At 42.0% G+C, this 16,833-nt stretch carries 12 protein-coding genes and 1 pseudogene; 6 read left to right on the top strand and 7 right to left on the bottom strand.

The genetic code is table 11. The annotated features are described in order from the left end of the window. Positions 1-21 precede the first annotated feature (21 nt). Together QT327_RS22080 and QT327_RS22075 are read left to right on the top strand one after the other, a co-directional pair. Entirely contained in the window at positions 22-1,281 is a 1,260-nt protein-coding gene (locus QT327_RS22080; RefSeq protein ID WP_242627103.1) for a peroxiredoxin family protein, read from the top strand. 11 nt (positions 1,282-1,292) lie between these two features. Next, positions 1,293-3,401: a M1 family metallopeptidase gene (locus QT327_RS22075; protein ID WP_289554069.1), complete on the top strand. Its 2,109-nt coding sequence runs from the start codon at positions 1,293-1,295 to the stop codon at positions 3,399-3,401. Between the two features lie 7 nt (positions 3,402-3,408). Here the strand turns inward: QT327_RS22075 and QT327_RS22070 are convergent, their stop codons facing one another. The 5 genes from QT327_RS22070 to panC form a co-directional block, all read right to left on the bottom strand. Then, positions 3,409-5,649 carry a helix-turn-helix domain-containing protein gene (locus QT327_RS22070; protein WP_289554068.1) on the bottom strand — a complete coding sequence of 747 codons (2,241 nt, stop codon included), beginning with the start codon at positions 5,647-5,649 and terminating at the stop codon, positions 3,409-3,411. A 53-nt stretch (positions 5,650-5,702) separates the two neighbouring features. Next, positions 5,703-7,067, bottom strand: a complete 1,365-nt coding sequence (locus QT327_RS22065) for a HAMP domain-containing sensor histidine kinase (protein WP_289554067.1) — start codon at positions 7,065-7,067, stop codon at positions 5,703-5,705. Further along, positions 7,064-7,750, bottom strand: a complete 687-nt coding sequence (locus QT327_RS22060) for a response regulator transcription factor (protein ID WP_289554066.1) — start codon at positions 7,748-7,750, stop codon at positions 7,064-7,066. The genes QT327_RS22065 and QT327_RS22060 overlap by 4 nt, the downstream gene beginning before the upstream one ends. Positions 7,751-7,874: 124 nt before the next feature. Next, on the bottom strand, positions 7,875-8,225 hold the full coding sequence (panD, locus tag QT327_RS22055; protein WP_013664926.1) for an aspartate 1-decarboxylase: 351 nt from the start codon (positions 8,223-8,225) through the stop codon (positions 7,875-7,877). Positions 8,226-8,414: 189 nt separating this feature from the next. Beyond that, on the bottom strand, positions 8,415-9,266 hold the full coding sequence (gene panC / locus QT327_RS22050; protein ID WP_289554065.1) for a pantoate--beta-alanine ligase: 852 nt from the start codon (positions 9,264-9,266) through the stop codon (positions 8,415-8,417). Positions 9,267-9,507: 241 nt separating this feature from the next. Here panC and QT327_RS22045 point away from each other — a divergent pair, with 241 nt between their 5' ends. Continuing rightward, entirely contained in the window at positions 9,508-10,332 is an 825-nt protein-coding gene (locus QT327_RS22045) for a glycogen/starch synthase (RefSeq protein WP_013664924.1), read from the top strand. 112 nt (positions 10,333-10,444) lie between these two features. Then, positions 10,445-11,962 (top strand): DUF4270 family protein, encoded by a 1,518-nt coding sequence (locus QT327_RS22040; protein ID WP_289554064.1) that lies wholly within the window; start codon positions 10,445-10,447, stop codon positions 11,960-11,962. Between the two features lie 295 nt (positions 11,963-12,257). On the opposite strand, the gene QT327_RS22035 is transcribed toward QT327_RS22040, so the two are convergent. Beyond that, complete coding sequence (locus QT327_RS22035) at positions 12,258-13,829, bottom strand: SUMF1/EgtB/PvdO family nonheme iron enzyme (protein WP_013664922.1); 1,572 nt, start codon at positions 13,827-13,829, stop codon at positions 12,258-12,260. Between the two features lie 291 nt (positions 13,830-14,120). On the opposite strand from QT327_RS22035, the gene ispF reads away from it, so the two are divergent. Next, positions 14,121-14,600, top strand: coding sequence for a 2-C-methyl-D-erythritol 2,4-cyclodiphosphate synthase (ispF, locus tag QT327_RS22030; protein WP_013664920.1), 480 nt, complete (start codon positions 14,121-14,123; stop codon positions 14,598-14,600). Positions 14,601-14,624: 24 nt separating this feature from the next. Here ispF and QT327_RS22025 read toward each other — a convergent pair whose 3' ends face one another. Then, complete coding sequence (locus QT327_RS22025) at positions 14,625-14,786, bottom strand: FeoB-associated Cys-rich membrane protein (protein WP_083812281.1); 162 nt, start codon at positions 14,784-14,786, stop codon at positions 14,625-14,627. Between the two features lie 235 nt (positions 14,787-15,021). Here QT327_RS22025 and typA point away from each other — a divergent pair. Beyond that, positions 15,022-16,826 (top strand): annotated as a pseudogene (gene typA / locus QT327_RS22020) (translational GTPase TypA). Positions 16,827-16,833: the final 7 nt, after the last annotated feature.

Raw genomic sequence — 16,833 nt, 5'->3', positions numbered from 1 at the left:
TGGATATTGAACGATATCCGAATGCTTAATAATAATACGATGAATATTGCGCGTTTTCTTTTCCTTAGCTTGTTCACAGCCCTCGCTTTTACAAGTTGCACAGACAAAACAAACCAGCTTACCAACGGTGTGTGGAGAGGTGCTTTACAAACGGATAATTCGGTGGATATCCCCTTCAATTTCGAAATATATGATTCCTTGGGGGTTAAACAAATGGCCTTTTTGAACGGGAAAGAGCGTTTGAATATCAATGAGATAGAAGAAACCGCTGATTCCGTTTTTATAAAGACCCCACTTTATGAAAGTGAGATTAGGGCTGTAAAAACGGCAAATGGATTACAGGGAAAATGGATTAAGCATTTACCAAACAAAACGATTTCCATGCCCTTCATGGCTGAATCCAACCAATCGTTTCGCTTTGTGAAGGAAGAGAATTCAGGTGTCATTAATATGACGGGCAGATGGTCTGTTCAATTTTATAAAAATAATGGCACCGATACGACTTTTGCGGTAGGCGAATTTGAGCAATCCGGCAATCAAGTGAATGGATCGTTTCTTACAACAACTGGAGACTATCGTTTTCTAAGTGGTGTAGTGGATAACAAAACATTTATGGTATCCGCTTTCAGCGGCTCTAGCCCTGTATTATTCACGGGAGATCTAACTGATGGCAGTGATATTATTAAAGGCAAGATGTATGCCGGACCGAGCTCCGTGATGAATTGGTCGGCCAGACGTGACGAAGATGCGATGTTGCCCGATGCTTACAAGATTGCCGGGCTAAAACCCGGAAACGATCGCATAACGTTCAGCTTTCAGGATCTTGACGGCAATAAAGTCTCGTTAAGCGACGATCGTTTTAAAGATAAAGTGGTAGTGGTTCAGTTTTTGGGATCGTGGTGCCCCAATTGTATGGACGAGACCGCTTTTCTAGCACCGTTCTATGAAAAATATAAGAACAAAGGTTTGGAGATTATCGGCTTGGCCTATGAACGTTATAAAGAAATGGACAAGGCCAAAGCAGCTGTTTTGAACTTAAAAAATCGATTTAAAGTGAACTATCCGATCCTCTTAACCGGTTATACAAACGATAAAGGGCAAGTGGAAGAAAGTATACCGGCATTGGATAATTTTTCTGCCTTTCCTACCACCATCATCATCAAGAAGGACGGCACGGTTGATAAAATCCACACCGGCTTCAGCGGGCCAGCAACAGGAAAACACTATACCGAGTTCACTCAAGAGTTCGAAAAAGAAATCAATAAACTGTTAGCTGAATAAAGTCGTATATAATGTCAAGAAACTCCCTCTTCATTTCTATTACCTGTTTGCTCTTGAGTTGTTGGTCTTGCGCAACAACGAAACATGTCGATATTCCTCCGGTTAATATATACGCCAACGCACCGAACGCGGATGTTTACCACGCTTCTTATCCGCTTAAAATAAGTATAAAGCATACCGACTTAGACCTTCGTTTCGACTGGGAACGGGCGCGCGTATTCGGAAAGGCAACACTTACGCTACAAAGTTATTTTTACCCACAAGATTCGGTCATACTGGATGCCAACGGCTTCGAAGTAAAAGCGGTCATGCTGCTGCAAGATGCGGCGAGGAAAAAGTTACCTTTCACCTATGACGGAAAGAAGCTTGCCATTGCCTTGGATAGAAAATATAACCGTGATGAGCTCTTTAAAATATTTATTGAATATACCGCCAATCCCAATCAGTTGGAAGTAGGAAAAGATATTGCTTCGCCCGATGATCGAGGGTTATACTTCATCCAGCCCGATGAACTAGCAGGCATTCCAAGACAACTATGGTCTCAGGGCGAAACCGAATGCAATTCTAATTGGTTCCCGACGATTAACAACACCATGCTGAAAATGACGCAACAAATTGCGCTAACGGTTCCTGATTCGATGATTACCCTATCAAATGGCTTATTAAAGCAATCGAAAAGAAATAACGATGGTACGAGAACCGATATTTGGAAGCAGGAGCTGCCACACGCGCCGTACTTGGTCATGATTGCGGCAGGAAACTTTAAAATTGTCAAAAATCAATGGCGCGGAAAGGAGGTGAGCTATTACATGGAACCGAAATACGCGCCATATGCCTCCATGATTTTTGGAAAAACACCTGAAATGCTCGAATTCTATTCGAAAAAATTGGGCGTGGATTATCCCTGGGATAAATATGCTCAGATTGTCGTGCGGAACTTTGTAAGTGGGGCCATGGAGAATACATCGGCTTCGGTATTCTTTGATCGAATGAATATGACGCCGGCTGAATATAAGGATGAAACGTATGAAGATATTGTTGCTCACGAGTTATTCCATCACTGGTTCGGCGATTTAGTAACCGCTGAATCCTGGGCCAATTTACCACTCAACGAGTCGTTTGCCACCTATGGCGAATACTTATGGCTGGAACACAAGTATGGAAGAGAAGAGGCGGATATGCATGCATTGAATGACGAGCTAGCTTATTTTGCGAAGGACAAAAACAAAGAGCTCGACCTTATTCGATTTAACTATGCGGATCGGGAACAGATGTTTGATGAAGTGTCTTACCAAAAAGGAGGGCGTATTCTTCATATGTTAAGGGAAACCGTTGGCGATGACGCCTTTTTTGCGTCACTTCAACTTTATTTAAAAAAACATGCCTATCAGTCTGTTGAGGTCCATGATTTACGCCAAGCTTTTGAGCAAGTCACAGGACAAGATCTTAATTGGTTTTTTGATCAGTGGTTTTTGGCCGCCGGTCATCCGCTTTTGGAAATAAAAACGCACTATCAAGACAGCACAAAACAGGTGATTGTACAAATTGCTCAAAAGCAGGACTTAGCTAGTATGCCGCTCTATAAACTACCTATTGCGATTGACATCTATGTAGATGGTCATGTTGATCGTCAAACGGTTACACTAACTAAACAGGAGCAAACTTTTCACTTGCCGGCCACTAAAAGTCCACAATTAATTAATTTTGATGCAAAAAAGTGTATCCTTGGGAAGAAAGAGCAAAGTAAATCGCTTGACGAATGGGCTTATCAATACAAACACGCCCCCTTGTTTATGGATCGCTTTGAAGTATTGGAAAACCTGAATGATGTATTGGATAGTGCTAAAGCGAAGGAGATCGTTGTTGCGGCTTTAACCGATAGTGCCTGGATGATACGCTTGATGGCGCTTGGCGCGATTGAAAAATTCACAAAGGACGAGTTAAAGCAGATTTACCCTACCGTAAAAAAAATGGCAACAGCCGACGAACGTTCTTATGTTAGAGCCAGTGCTGTGATGCTGTTACGCACCCTCTTTCAAAACTATGATAATAAAGAGATATTTAAGATAGCATCTCAAGATGATGCACCAAGTGTACAGCAAGCACTTCATATGAAATAATCGAGAGCTAGGCGAGCGTGCCTGTTTTTGTCGCTTGCCGCAAGGCTGCCTGTGCAATGCGTATTTCATGAAATTCTACTTGCCGATCAAGCAGCTCGCGAATTTCGGTAATTGTTTTTTGAGGATATTGCTTCAACAAGGGTATGATAATTTCAAGTTTACGGGTAGACATGAGATCACTCGCCTGCAAATCGGTGCCGATGAAATTTGTTAAATGCGCTATAACGGTACCGGTTGTAAGTCCTCTCAGCGTAGCTATCTCATCAATTGTATGTCCGTTTTTAAAGAGTTTGAGACTAATCTGTTTCGTTTCACCAACGACCGACTTGTTCTTTTTGGGTTGTTGTTCATTTTTTACCTGAAGATGTTGTTGTTGGTGCTTGGCCACCTCATAGATCAAATCTTGTATATTTCTTCCTTCACGAATGGCTTGCGTAATAAACGTGCTTTGCCTGATTTGTTCTTGTTTCCGCCGGTAGGTCAACAATAAGTCTGCCAACTCTTTCTGATATTTTTTATTCTTCTTTTTAGCAGCCCATGCATCCATATGTTGTTGAAGGGGGGTGATAAGCTCCTCCTCTAAACTTTTGAGGAACCAAGCAGCGGCCTTTTGAGTACGTTCATGAATGAGTTCAATGTTTAAATCATCTAAATGCCGGAATTCCTTATTTAACCAGGCATTAAACTTCTCTGCAACTTCAAATTGCTGATTGCAAGTATAGCATATGGCGTCGATTTTCTTATATGCAAGGCTCTTATCGGGAATGTTCTTGGTTAGTACATCGTTTTTGAAGGTATTAGTTTCAAGCGCCAAAGTACCCCAGGAAAAAGCTTTGCTAAGATTATTCAAAAGATAGGATTTCTGCTCTTGCAGTAGCACTTCTGCAATCTCATCCTCCGATAAAACACGACTGGAAAAGGCCACGACATGTGGATCCGTATGGATACTTGCCGGCGAAATCTTTGATCGGAGGACCAATCCTTCCAATCCCGTTAACCGACTTAGCGCAACGTACACCTGCCCGGCGGCAAAGCTGGATCCGGCATCAATAACCGCCTTATCAAAGGTTAGGCCCTGACTTTTATGAATAGTGACGGCCCAAGCTAAACGAATAGGATATTGCTTGAAGGTTCCCAGTGTTTCTTCGCTGATTTTATCGCTTTGCTTATCGTAATTATAACGAAGGTTTTTCCATTCCTCTTGTTCGACCGTGAATAGTTCCTTCTCTCCGGGAAAACGAACTTTTATTTCTCCCTGTCGAGCATCAATTTTGTCGACAACGCCAATTTTTCCGTTAAAGTAACGTCGGTCTTCTCCTTTGTCATTTTTTATAAACATAATTTGGGCACCTTCTTTAAGGTACAATCTACCCTCGGTAGGAAAAGAGTTCTCTGAAAAATCACCTTTGATGGCAGCTTCGAAGCAAACAGCGTGCCCCGGTAAGGACTCTAATTTACGTTGATTGATTTGCTCCGCAATATGGTTATGCGAACTCAAAGTAATGAAGGTTTCGCTCGGCGAAGGACTAAAGTCGGGCTTATAATGCGCATTCAACCTATCCAGCTCCTCTCCTGAACAGCAGTTGTTTCGAATATTATTGAGCAGAGAAATAAAACGTGCATCTTTTTGTCGATAAATCTTATTCAGTTCCAACAAAACCGGTGGAGCTTCCTGCATAACATGGGCATCAAAAAAGAAAGGACTTCTGTAATGCTGATATAGCAAGTTTTGCTCATGACTCTTAACCACAGGAGGCAATTGGTACAGATCACCAATGAATAACATCTGAACGCCACCGAAAGGACTTGCATTGCGTCTGGCCCATCTCAAGATTGTATCAATAGCGTCAAGTGTGTCAGCCCGCAACATAGATACTTCATCAATGATTAATAGATCGAGTTCCTGTAAAATGGCTCGTCGTTGTTTAGTGAGTTTTACTTTTCCGAAAAGGCGTTGTTTGTTGTAGATCAAATCGCTCGGATCGTTCCAATCAAGTGTATAATCAGCCAAATACATACCGAAAGGCAAGAAAAAAAGCGAATGGAGTGTGGTTCCGCCCGCATTAATAGCCGCTACACCCGTAGGAGCTACCACGGCAAGCTTCTTATACGTATGTTCTTTTATATACCGAAGGAAGGTGGTTTTTCCCGTCCCCGCTTTGCCGGTTAGAAACACCGGACGATTGGTGTGGTTGATAAAGGAAACCGCTTGCGCGAAGGTGGTATTATGGGCATCGAAATTCGACATGATTGGGTAAATGTTGATGAATGCGGCTCTTAAAATAAGGAAATTTTACCAACTTACCTAAAAGATGGGAATAATAAAGCAAACTCCGTATAGCTACCCAGTGCTGAGCGAACGGTAATTTGGATGCGATGTAAGTCGAATATCTGCTTACTCAAATGCAGTCCGATACCGTGTCCCGGTATGGCCTGATTCTTCGGACTGCGATAAAACAAGTTAAAGATCTGCGCTAATTCGCTCGGATCTATTCCTGTTCCCCTGTCTTTGATTATCAGCTGTAGATGCTGTTCATGCTCGCTTAATTGTACGAAAACAGGTTGATTGTCTGAAAACTTAAGTGCATTGTCGACCAAGTTGCCGATTGCGATCATTAGCAAGTCGCGATTACCCGACACTTCCAGTAGGTGGGGCTTTTGTTCCACTTGATCCAAGTCGATGTGTATAAATGCCTCGGGATGGGTAATACTTGTTTTTTCCAGTAGATCCCATAATAATTCATCCACACGAAGGGGGGCAAATGGCACATCGGAAGAAGCTTCCAAGCCCGATAGAAGTAGTAAACCTTCCAAAATAGATTTAATATGAAGGGCATCGACATGTATTGAACCCATCTGTGTCCGGTACTCGTCCGGTGTCCGGGGACGCGATAAGGTGATCTCCAAGTTGCTAATAATCGCTGCCAAAGGTGTTTTCAATTCATGCGAAGCGTGTTTTAGAAAGCTGCGTTGGCTGTCTACCCCCTTTTCCAATCGTTCCAGAAAGCGATTAAACGCTTCGGTTAGTGCGGTAAGCTCGTCTTTCTCTTTTGTGCCTACAGCCAACCGGGCGTGTAAATTCTTCGCCGTAATGGAATTTACGTCCTGAATTAGCTGAGAAAAAGGGCGGAATGTTTGCTTCGCCAGTAAGTGCGTAAGTAGGAAGCTTAGGCAAACGCCCAACAATAAGGATATCAAGAGATAGCGTTTTAATTTATCGAGCTGAGCCAACCCCTCCTTATCCGTGTCGGAAGCAACAACAACATAATCCCCCTCATTGTCGCGATAAAAGATACCTGCAAATTGACGTTCATTATCAGTGAAATATAAAACTTTCTTTTGTCGTACATGACCGAGTACTTCATCTGATAGTTGATATTGAAGGGTATCGTACTCGAAGACCATGCGGTTGCTTTTATCGAAGAATCGAATAGATTCTCGGTGAATTTCACGATATCGCTGCTCAATCAGCTCATATTTTTGCGCATTTAGTTCATCCTTCTCCAAATGAAAAAAAGCCGCTGTGAAGGCCCTCGATTGTAATTGTAGAAAAAATGAATGCTTAACATGTTGCCTGAATAGTAGATAGGTCCCCGTAAACGTGATTCCTAAAATAAGCGTAACAATAAGCGTTGAGTTCCAAGCGAGTTTTAACCTCAGCGTCATTCTTCTTTTTGTTTAAGCATGTACCCCCTCCCCTTCACAGTATGGATGAGGGGCGCGGCAAAGCCCTTATCAATTTTATTTCGCAGATAATTAATATATACATCTACCACATTGGTATGCGTATTAAAATGGATATCCCATACCGCTTCTGCAATCTGCGTGCGGGAAACCACTCGTTCTCGATTGTTTAGCAGGAATAGTAAAAGCTTATATTCACGAGGTGAAAGCAGAATATTCTTCCCGGCACGTTTTGCTCCCTGTTCCGCAATATTGACTTCAAGATCTGCGTATTTTTGTACATCCAGAATACCCTTTTCAAAAGATTTTCGTCGTAATTGCGCGTTAATGCGTGCAAGTAGCTCTTCGAAATGAAAAGGCTTTCCGAGGTAATCATCCGCTCCTGCCTGGAGTCCTTTTACCTTTTCCTCCGGATTATCCAAAGCGCTCAAAATAATTAATGGACTTGTAATTTTTCGTTCGCGAATAGCAGTGCATATCTGGAATCCGGATACGTCGGGAAGCATGATATCCAGTATAATCAGATCAAAGTAAATATCTTGCGTCACTGCCAGGGCTTCGTAGCCGCTCGAAACACATGTTACAGAGAAAAGCTGTTCCTCCAATCCCTTTCGAATAAAACTAGCCAAGCGCCCGTCGTCTTCTATCAGCAATATTTTTACCATATGCTTCCTTTTGTATAATGCAAAGTAATCACATTGCGAACTTAAATCAAATTAGATTATTCTAATAATAAAGGCTTAGCGATTGCATCATTGAATAGCGAAAAAGTTAGTGGGACGATGAAAACTATTTCACCAGTTTATTATTATGGTCCGGAAAAACCAAAATCGGTTCGTGCTTTTTGGCTTCCTCCATAGGGAGTTGGCAATAAGAAATGATAATCACAATGTCGCCTACTTGAACTAAGCGCGCGGCAGCTCCATTCAAACATACGATACCGGAACCACGTTCGCCTTTTATAACATAGGTTTCAAAGCGTGCACCGTTGTTATTATTTACGATCTGCACCTTCTCGTTCGGAATAATATTAGCCGCCTCTATTAAATCTTCATCAATCGTAATGCTACCCACATAGTTGAGTTCTGCCTGAGTAACCTTTACGCGATGAATTTTCGATTTCAACACCTCGATAATCATGGCACAAAGATACGCATTTTGTTATTTAATCTATCACAGATGCGCTGCTATTCGGAAATATGATCTATAGATTACCATTAGAGGTGTAGGGTGTGAGGTGTAAGGTGGGAGGTATAAGGTTTTAGGCATTAGGCTTCAGGAGTTAGAACGCCAAAGCTAACAGTTAACACCTAAGAGCTTATAAAAGCCTTACTTCAACACTATATTATCAATTAAACGGACTCCATCAACCCAAGCGGCCAATATAACCACAAGCGGCCTTAGGTCCTGTTGTTTTCTATCAATTTCCGATAAGTCACTCGGATTACAGATTGCGAAGTATTCCAATTCAACACCTTCCACTTTATCCAGGAAACTTAGTGCTTCCTCCTTTGCCTGTAAGGGGCCTGTGCCCTTTTCAAACGCTTGTTTTATCATGAACAATGCTTTTGATAAAGAAAGTGCTTGTTTTCTACCATTGGATGAGAGTCGTACATTGCGGGAGCTTTTCGCCAATCCATCCGCATCCCTTACGGTATCCACCATTTGCAGGCGCAGCGGTAGATGAAGCTTATCCACCATATACTGAATCACCATACACTGCTGAAAATCTTTCTGTCCAAAAAAGGCGATCGAGGGCTTAACAATATCAAAGAGTTTGTACACCACCTGTGTAACGCCTTGATAATGTCCGGGTCTTTTTGCTCCCTCCCAGATTTTGTCGAGTCGACCCAGATCGAAGAACCAAGGTTCGTCATTCGGTGGATACATCTCTTCCACCGTAGGTAAAAACAGGACATCACAGTTCACCGATTGAAGGAGTGCCACATCCTTTTCGATAGGTCTCGGATACTTTTCCAAATCAGCCGGATCATTAAACTGTGTTGGATTAACAAATATACTACAAACGGTAATATCGGTTGCGCGCTTGGAATACTCAATCAAAGTTAAATGACCTTCGTGTAAAGCCCCCATGGTAGGCACGAAACCTATTGTTTTATCCTTTGAACTGAACGCTGATAGATGGGCTTTCAGCGCAATTTTTGTAGTAAAGATTTCCAATTTTTTTGTTATTAAAACAAGGAGGTAAAGTTGAACATTTTAAACCTAACTACAAAGGTTTTTTTATAAATCGTTGATATATCATAAGATAATGCGTATATTTGCAGACCGATTTTCATTAGAGCAATTATTTTAATGACTAATAAACTATCAAAAATAGGTTTAGCTGGCTCATACCGGTATGATTCATTGTGTTTGATAGTCTCACATTTCAAAAATTCTAAAATATAATTTATTGGAGATGGCAAAAACGAAGATATTGTACATTACCCACGAGATGTCGCCTTTCCTCGAACTAAGCAAAATTTCTGAGATAACAAGAGAGTTACCCCAGGCCATGCAGGAAAAAGGGTTTGAAATACGGATTTTAATGCCTCGCTTTGGCAATATTAATGAGCGCAGGAACCGTTTACATGAAGTGATCAGGCTTTCGGGGATGAATATTGTAGTGGACAATAACGACAACCCCCTTATTATCAAAGTTGCATCCATCCCAGCTGCCCGTATGCAGGTTTACTTTTTGGATAACGAAGAGTATTTCCAACGTAAACATGTATTTACCGACAAAGAGGGTAAGTTCTTTAAGGATAACGACGAGCGTGCCATCTTTTTTTGTAAAGGGGCATTGGAGACTGTTAAAAAATTGGGATGGTCTCCCGATGTAGTGCATTGTCATGGCTGGATGACGGCTTTGATTCCTGCCTATGTGAAAACGGCCTATAAAGATGATCCAACCTTTAAAGACACAAAAATCATCTATTCGCTGTATGCAGATAAATTTGAGCATGCTTTGCACGAGCGTTTTGCAGATAAAGCACTTACGGGAAACATGCATGCAGAAGATTTATCAAGCTATGATTCATCAGACTATTATGGTTTGTACAATGGCGCACTTCACTATACCGATGCGGTTGTTTTATCCGAAGAAAACATCGATGAAAAACTGTTAAATATTGTTAAAAAGAGCGAAATTCCGATAACTGACTGCAGAAATGATGCAGAATTCGAAAATTATTCCAACCTTTACGAGCAATTTTCCAATGAAGAATTGGAAACTGTGGCTTAGCGAGGAAGGCTGAACTGCAGCAAGGCGGAAGAAATAAGCCCTTGTAACTTTATCTGTATCAGGCAAGCGTTATAATGGTTTTACACAGCTTTATAGAACATATTATTTTATAATGAAGTATTATACTCGAGACTTATTGACGCTGTTAATAAGTCTCTTTATTTTAAGTAGTTGCAAGAATCCGGCGGGAATCGGGTTAGATAACAATCCGGGAGATTCCTTTTATGGCACCCTAAATGACACGTTAACGCTCAAAACAGTTACACTCCGTGATGATAGTGCCCGATCAGTCATAAGGGTTGCCAATAACAACAGTAATATCCCGAGCATCAATATCAATCAGCTTCCATTTGGGTATTATAAAGATCCGGTTTTCGGTGAAACGCAAGCGAACATCGCCCTTGCCATTTTGCGGCCTGAAAGTGGCGATATACGTCTCCCCCAAAACGCTCAGATCGATTCGGCTGTGCTGGTTGTTCGATATGGAAACTCTTTTGTCGGTGATTCACAGTCATCCACCTACCTGCTTAAAGTAAGACAGTTGGATGAGGTGTATAGTCCCAACACGATCTATTATAGTACGAAAAATTGGAGTGTAAAGAGCGACGATATAGCAAGCACCCAACTGCGCCGGTTCAACCTCAAAGACAGTATCAATGTAATTGTGAGAGGAAGTAACGGCCAAGATAGTACGGTAAAACGCTATCCTGAACTGCGTGTACGGCTAAATAACAGCTTTATCGGCAGCCTTTTATCGCATACACTGGATTCAGCCACTGTAAACTCGGAGACCGGATTTTTGAATCATGCAAAAGGTCTTTACTTGACAATCGACAAGAATGCACAGCAAGGTATAGGTGGACTTGCGACTTTAAGTCCGACCAACCCGCAAAGTTCAGATTCGCCGAACTTCATGGAAGTCACCTATCGTGTTACGGATGCAGAGGGTGATACGGACACTTTAACCAAAGTCTTTCCAATCCCGGTTCCTACATCCAGCAGCAGCAACGGCGCTCCTTTTATGTATATGTCAGCCAGTATAAACAGGAGTTTCTCTCCGGTTATCCAAAGCCAACTGGCCAATACCGCTGTTAATCAGACTACTGTTTATGCACAAGCTATGGGTGGCTTGAGGACAAAAGTATCTTTTCCATACATTGACCAGTTAAAAGGAAAGAAAATTGCCGTTAACCGGGCAGAATTGGTCGTTTATGTGGATGACGACAATAGCAATACCGTAAGCACACCGGCACCTCGATTGACGCTATACCGAAAAGACGTTTCAGGCAATAATCAGCCCATTCCAGATGGTGATTCAAGGCCTGTACGTGATCTGCGCTCACAGTTTCAAGCTGCGGGACCATTTGCTTTAGGTGGTTTTTACGACGATAAAGCGAAACGTTATGTGTTTACTTTAACCTCTTATATCCAAGACGTCATTTTAGGCAAAGTGCAGAATTCGGATGTTTATATTGCGCCTGTATCGGAGATCATGACCAACACTATTCCTTTTTGGCCAGACATTACCGCACCTAGCAGTGTTGTTCTAAAAGGCTTTAACCCGGAAGATGCACAAGCTAAAAATGAACTCCGGACCAAATTAAATATTTATTATACCGAACTCGAGTAAAAATTTCATATAAAATGATAGGAAAAGCGACCTTTTGAGTCGCTTTTTTTACGTTTTGTAACAAAGGGATCAGCTGCGAGCTAAGTTTTTTAATATGCTCTTCGCCAAAAAATACACCTAGTCCGCCTACATCATAACCGCAAACATGGGGTAATGATAATAAGTGTGCCATGGTGCACAGTGGTAACTCTCCATAAGACCCAAAAAACGGGAACATCTTTACAGATCGTTCCCGCATTTTAAATATAAACAATAGAGCTATGTCTTTCTTTTCTAGAAGGTGAAGTTCCCTTGCCTATGGCGTCGCCTTTGAAGATTTTCGCAAACCGCTTTTCACTTTAGCTGATTTGAAACGAGGCATGCCATTGGTATGAATTTCCGGATTACCGACGAGCGTCATGGCACAGCGGAAGCCTACCGTTGCAGAGGACTCATCTTGTTGCATAAATCTTCTCGTTGCCGGATTTAACCAATATGCACGATCATTCCATGAACCGCCCTTATAAACACGCGATTTGTTGTTCACCAAGGTTGTCTTACCATATAAGGAGTCGCTGACTTCATCGTTATACCCTCTCATGTCTGCATTGTATGCACTTACACCGCTATCTTGCGCTGCGGTTTGATTCTGCAATTCTTCCCATGTCTGTTTCCTCGGTGCCTTGGCCATCTCCTTAATTGGTCGGCCATATTTGTCCTTTGCATAAATGCCTTTCTCCGGATCTTCTAATTTTTTGTCCACGTAGACATTGCCCCTGAAGGGGTTAAAATCTTCGAAATCTTCATAGGTCAGCTTACGATACACATCACCCACCCATTCATTCACATTACCGGCCATATTATATAAACCGAAATCGTTCGGCTGATAAGCTGTCACCGGTTTTGTAATATCACCTGCATCGTTTAAGTATCCGGCCGTTCCCATATTGTCACCCGCACCTAACTTAAAGTTAGCCATTATAAGGCCCTGCGTTTTTTTCTTACCTGAACGAACACCTAAACCATCCCAAGGGTAGATCCGATAACCTTCTACATTTCCGTAGATGGTATTGCCAATCAGCCCCAAGGCAGCATATTCCCATTCTGCCTCGGTTGGCAATCGATAGGGTTGTTTAAGAAAACCATCCTCCAACCGTACCGGCCTCCGGGCATCTTTTTCTGCGCCCGGGCGTAGGTCTTTCGGCATGTTTTTACCATCTATACCTTCACCTTTGTATTGTCCATTCAAATAAATGTCGGTATTAAAAGGCTGCGCCGTGCTCTCTCCCGCACTTTCGGCCTTACTTTTGTAATCCAATAAGATTCCTTTCGAGCGCAGAATTTCTTCGTTTACACGATCGGTCCGCCATACACAGTAATCGTTAGCCTGCTCCCAAGTAACGCCGACAACAGGATAGTCTTGATAAGCCGGGTGTCGGAGGTAATTATCCACATAGGGTTCGTTATAAGATAGAGGATTACGCCAAACCAGCGTATCAGGCAGCGCGTTATAATATAACTGTCGGTCGTTAGGAAAGTTTTGATTTAGCCAATAAAGATACTCAAGCCAATCGACATTAGCCACTTCCGTTTCATCCATATAAAAGGAAGCAACGGTTACTCTTCTACGCTTATTATCGTTCTCATAGCCCAGATCCTGATCTAGGCTTCCGCCCATCACGAAGGTGCCGCCCTCAATAATAACGAGTCCGGGACCGGGACCGGGCTTCACTTTTCGATTGACCTGAAAACCACCATTATGCGGGTCGTTGTATTTCATTCCCGTTTTTGATGATCGGTCACCCATTCCGCTCTTTTTGCTACAGCTCGAATACATGAGCCCAATACCACAAAGCGCAAGCACAATCAGCGTAAAATTTTTCTTCATAGTTTATGCGAATACACCACCATTCAAAATTAGCACATTAAAACAAAACGGCAACCGACCAACAAATGCTGAATACATGATATAGCCTTTCATCTCTTCCATCAAATAATTTTTTTTATAGCCGGTTTTTGATAAGTTTGGCAAAAAAGGTATCATAAAGCAAATTAAACCGCTTTTTTTTGACATGCTATAAGAAGATCTATCACGCCATAAGTTAGGCAAGGCGAACTCTTTTCAAAATAATGAACAAAATGAACAGACAAGTCTGCCTTATAAAACAAAAACACAAACATGAAAATAAAAGTAGGCTTCGGCTTCGACGTCCATCAATTAAAAGAAAATCATCCCTTTATTCTGGGAGGAGAAAAGATCGATCATCATGCAGGCGCTTTCGGACATTCGGATGCAGACGTGTTGGTACATGCGATTTGTGACGCCATATTGGGTGCAGCGAATTTGGAGGATATTGGTTATCATTTTCCGAACACAGATGCTAAATGGAAGGGCATCAGTAGTTTAATTCTATTGGAAGAGTGTATTAAATTATTAAAAAACAAAGGATGGGAACTTAGTAATATAGATGCCATGTTGTGTCTTGAGGCACCGAAGATAAAGCCTTACATTCCAGCTATGAAGGCACATATATCCAACGCTAGCGGCTTAGATGTAGAGGATATTTCCATCAAGGCCACAACCAATGAAACAATGGGATTTATCGGACGCAAAGAAGGGGTAGTGGCCTATGCCGTATGTTTGATCCAAAAACTATAAATCCTGACATCTATTTAAGAGGCACTATTTTGTTTGTTCCGGCATGTTGGAAAAATCCATACCGCATTTACAGTTGGAACCGCAGGTGCCTCCCTTTTTTGGTTTTAGATTGTTATACAACATGCGACCGAGGTAAAAAGCGGCCGCGGCAAACAATAATAAAACAACTATCGACTGTATATCCATAATACAAATATAACCAAAATACCTTTCACAATCAAGCAACTAGCTTGCTATACGAAGTGGACAAAGACGAAAAAACCGTCAAAAATAAAAGCAATCCAAGCGCTTAATTTTTCAAATGGAATAATTACCTTTGCGCAAAATTTTCCCTTTAGTTCTTTGATACTCAAAGCGCAGATGAGAAATTGATAAATTGCATAAAGCAATTTATCCCCAAATTTGAGATATACATACTTGGATGCAACAAATTAGAAACATTGCGATTATTGCACACGTTGACCATGGAAAAACGACTCTGGTTGACAAAATTTTACATTACACTAAACTGTTTCGTGACAACGAACAAACAGGCGAGCTTATTCTGGACAATAACGACCTGGAACGTGAGCGAGGTATTACCATCGTTTCCAAAAACGTTTCGGTGCGTTATAAGGACGTCAAAATAAATATTATTGATACCCCGGGCCACGCAGACTTTGGAGGAGAAGTAGAGCGTGTGTTAAAAATGGCTGACGGGGTTATTCTCTTAGTAGACGCCTTTGAAGGGCCGATGCCTCAAACTCGTTTTGTAACGCAAAAAGCCCTTGGCTTAGGTCTAAAGCCTATTGTTGTCGTTAACAAAGTAGACAAAGAAAACTGTCGTCCTGAAGAGGTGTACGAGCAGGTCTTTGAACTTTTCTTTAACTTGGATGCCACAGAAGAACAATTGGATTTCCCTGTACTTTACGGATCCTCTAAAATGGGATGGATGTCTAAAGACTGGAAGCAACCGACAGAAGATTTCACGGATCTATTGGATGCAATTCTTGAACATATACCTCCTGCCCCGTACAACGAGGGTACTTTACAGATGCAAATCACCTCATTGGACTATTCATCCTTGTAGGACGTATTGCTGTTGGTCGTGTAGCTAGAGGTACTATAAAAGAAAATCAACCGGTGTCTTTGGTAAAGCGTGATGGCAAAGTGATGAAATCCCGTGTCAAAGAGCTGTATACTTTTGAAGGCCTTGGAAAGGTGAAAGTACAGGAAGTCCCTTCGGGCGATATTTGTGCTGTAGTAGGAATTGAGGGTTTCGAAATTGGTGATACCATTGCCGATTTTGAAAATCCGGAGCAGTTGGAGGTTATACACATCGATGAGCCTACGATGAACATGTTGTTCACAATTAACAACTCACCGTTCTTCGGCAAAGAGGGCAAATTTGTAACATCGCGTCACTTGCATGACCGCTTACAAAAAGAAATGGAGAAAAATCTCGCATTAAAGGTGCTTCCTACCGACTCGGCAGATGCATTCTTAGTTTATGGAAGAGGTATTCTTCATTTATCTGTCTTGATCGAAACCATGCGCCGCGAGGGCTACGAATTACAGGTGGGCCAGCCACAAGTTATCTTAAAAGAGATTGACGGTGTAAAATGCGAACCTATTGAGACCTTAGTAGTAGATGTACCGGCTGAGGTATCAGGTAAAGTGATCGAATTGGTAACGCAGCGTAAAGGTGAGTTACTTGTGATGGAAACAAAAGGTGATATGCAACATCTAGAGTTTGAAATTCCCTCAAGAGGTATTATCGGCTTAAGAAACAATGTATTAACCGCTACTGCCGGTGAAGCGGTTATGGCGCATCGCATAAAAGACTACCAACCTTGGAAAGGCCCGATCCCGGGTCGTTTGGCAGGCGTACTTGTTTCGATGGAAAAAGGACAAACAACTGCTTACTCGATCGATAAATTACAGGATAGAGGTCACTTCTTTGTGGATCCCGGCGTAGACATTTATGAAGGTCAGATTGTAGGTGAGCACAGCCGGGACAATGATCTAGTTGTCAATATTGTAAAGGGGAAACAGTTAACCAACATGCGCGCATCGGGCAGTGACGATAACGTCCGTATTGCTCCGGCGATCAAATTTTCGTTGGAAGAAGCGATGGAATATATCCAAGCAGATGAATACATTGAAGTGACGCCTCAGAATATTCGTCTAAGAAAGATTTATCTGACTGAGAACGAGCGTAAGATAAACGCGAAGAAATTCCAGTAATCTTTAT

It is taken from the genome of Olivibacter sp. 47 (assembly GCF_030372825.1).
GTDB classification, from domain to species: Bacteria; Bacteroidota; Bacteroidia; order Sphingobacteriales; family Sphingobacteriaceae; genus Olivibacter; species Olivibacter oleidegradans.
This window is presented reverse-complemented; position numbering and strand designations above follow the sequence as displayed.

What these genes read in the sequence shown, in the direction of transcription:
- QT327_RS22070 (WP_289554068.1), bottom strand. Translation starts at nt 5,649, where the DNA reads ATGTCGAATTTCGATGCCCATAATACCACCTTCGCGCAAGCGGTTTCC.
- QT327_RS22080 (WP_242627103.1), top strand. Translation starts at nt 22, where the DNA reads ATGCTTAATAATAATACGATGAATATTGCGCGTTTTCTTTTCCTTAGC.
- ispF (WP_013664920.1), top strand. Translation starts at nt 14,121, where the DNA reads ATGAAAATAAAAGTAGGCTTCGGCTTCGACGTCCATCAATTAAAAGAA.
- QT327_RS22025 (WP_083812281.1), bottom strand. Translation starts at nt 14,786, where the DNA reads ATGGATATACAGTCGATAGTTGTTTTATTATTGTTTGCCGCGGCCGCT.
- QT327_RS22075 (WP_289554069.1), top strand. Translation starts at nt 1,293, where the DNA reads ATGTCAAGAAACTCCCTCTTCATTTCTATTACCTGTTTGCTCTTGAGT.
- QT327_RS22040 (WP_289554064.1), top strand. Translation starts at nt 10,445, where the DNA reads ATGAAGTATTATACTCGAGACTTATTGACGCTGTTAATAAGTCTCTTT.
- panD (WP_013664926.1), bottom strand. Translation starts at nt 8,225, where the DNA reads ATGATTATCGAGGTGTTGAAATCGAAAATTCATCGCGTAAAGGTTACT.
- QT327_RS22065 (WP_289554067.1), bottom strand. Translation starts at nt 7,067, where the DNA reads ATGACGCTGAGGTTAAAACTCGCTTGGAACTCAACGCTTATTGTTACG.
- QT327_RS22060 (WP_289554066.1), bottom strand. Translation starts at nt 7,750, where the DNA reads ATGGTAAAAATATTGCTGATAGAAGACGACGGGCGCTTGGCTAGTTTT.
- QT327_RS22035 (WP_013664922.1), bottom strand. Translation starts at nt 13,829, where the DNA reads ATGAAGAAAAATTTTACGCTGATTGTGCTTGCGCTTTGTGGTATTGGG.
- QT327_RS22045 (WP_013664924.1), top strand. Translation starts at nt 9,508, where the DNA reads ATGGCAAAAACGAAGATATTGTACATTACCCACGAGATGTCGCCTTTC.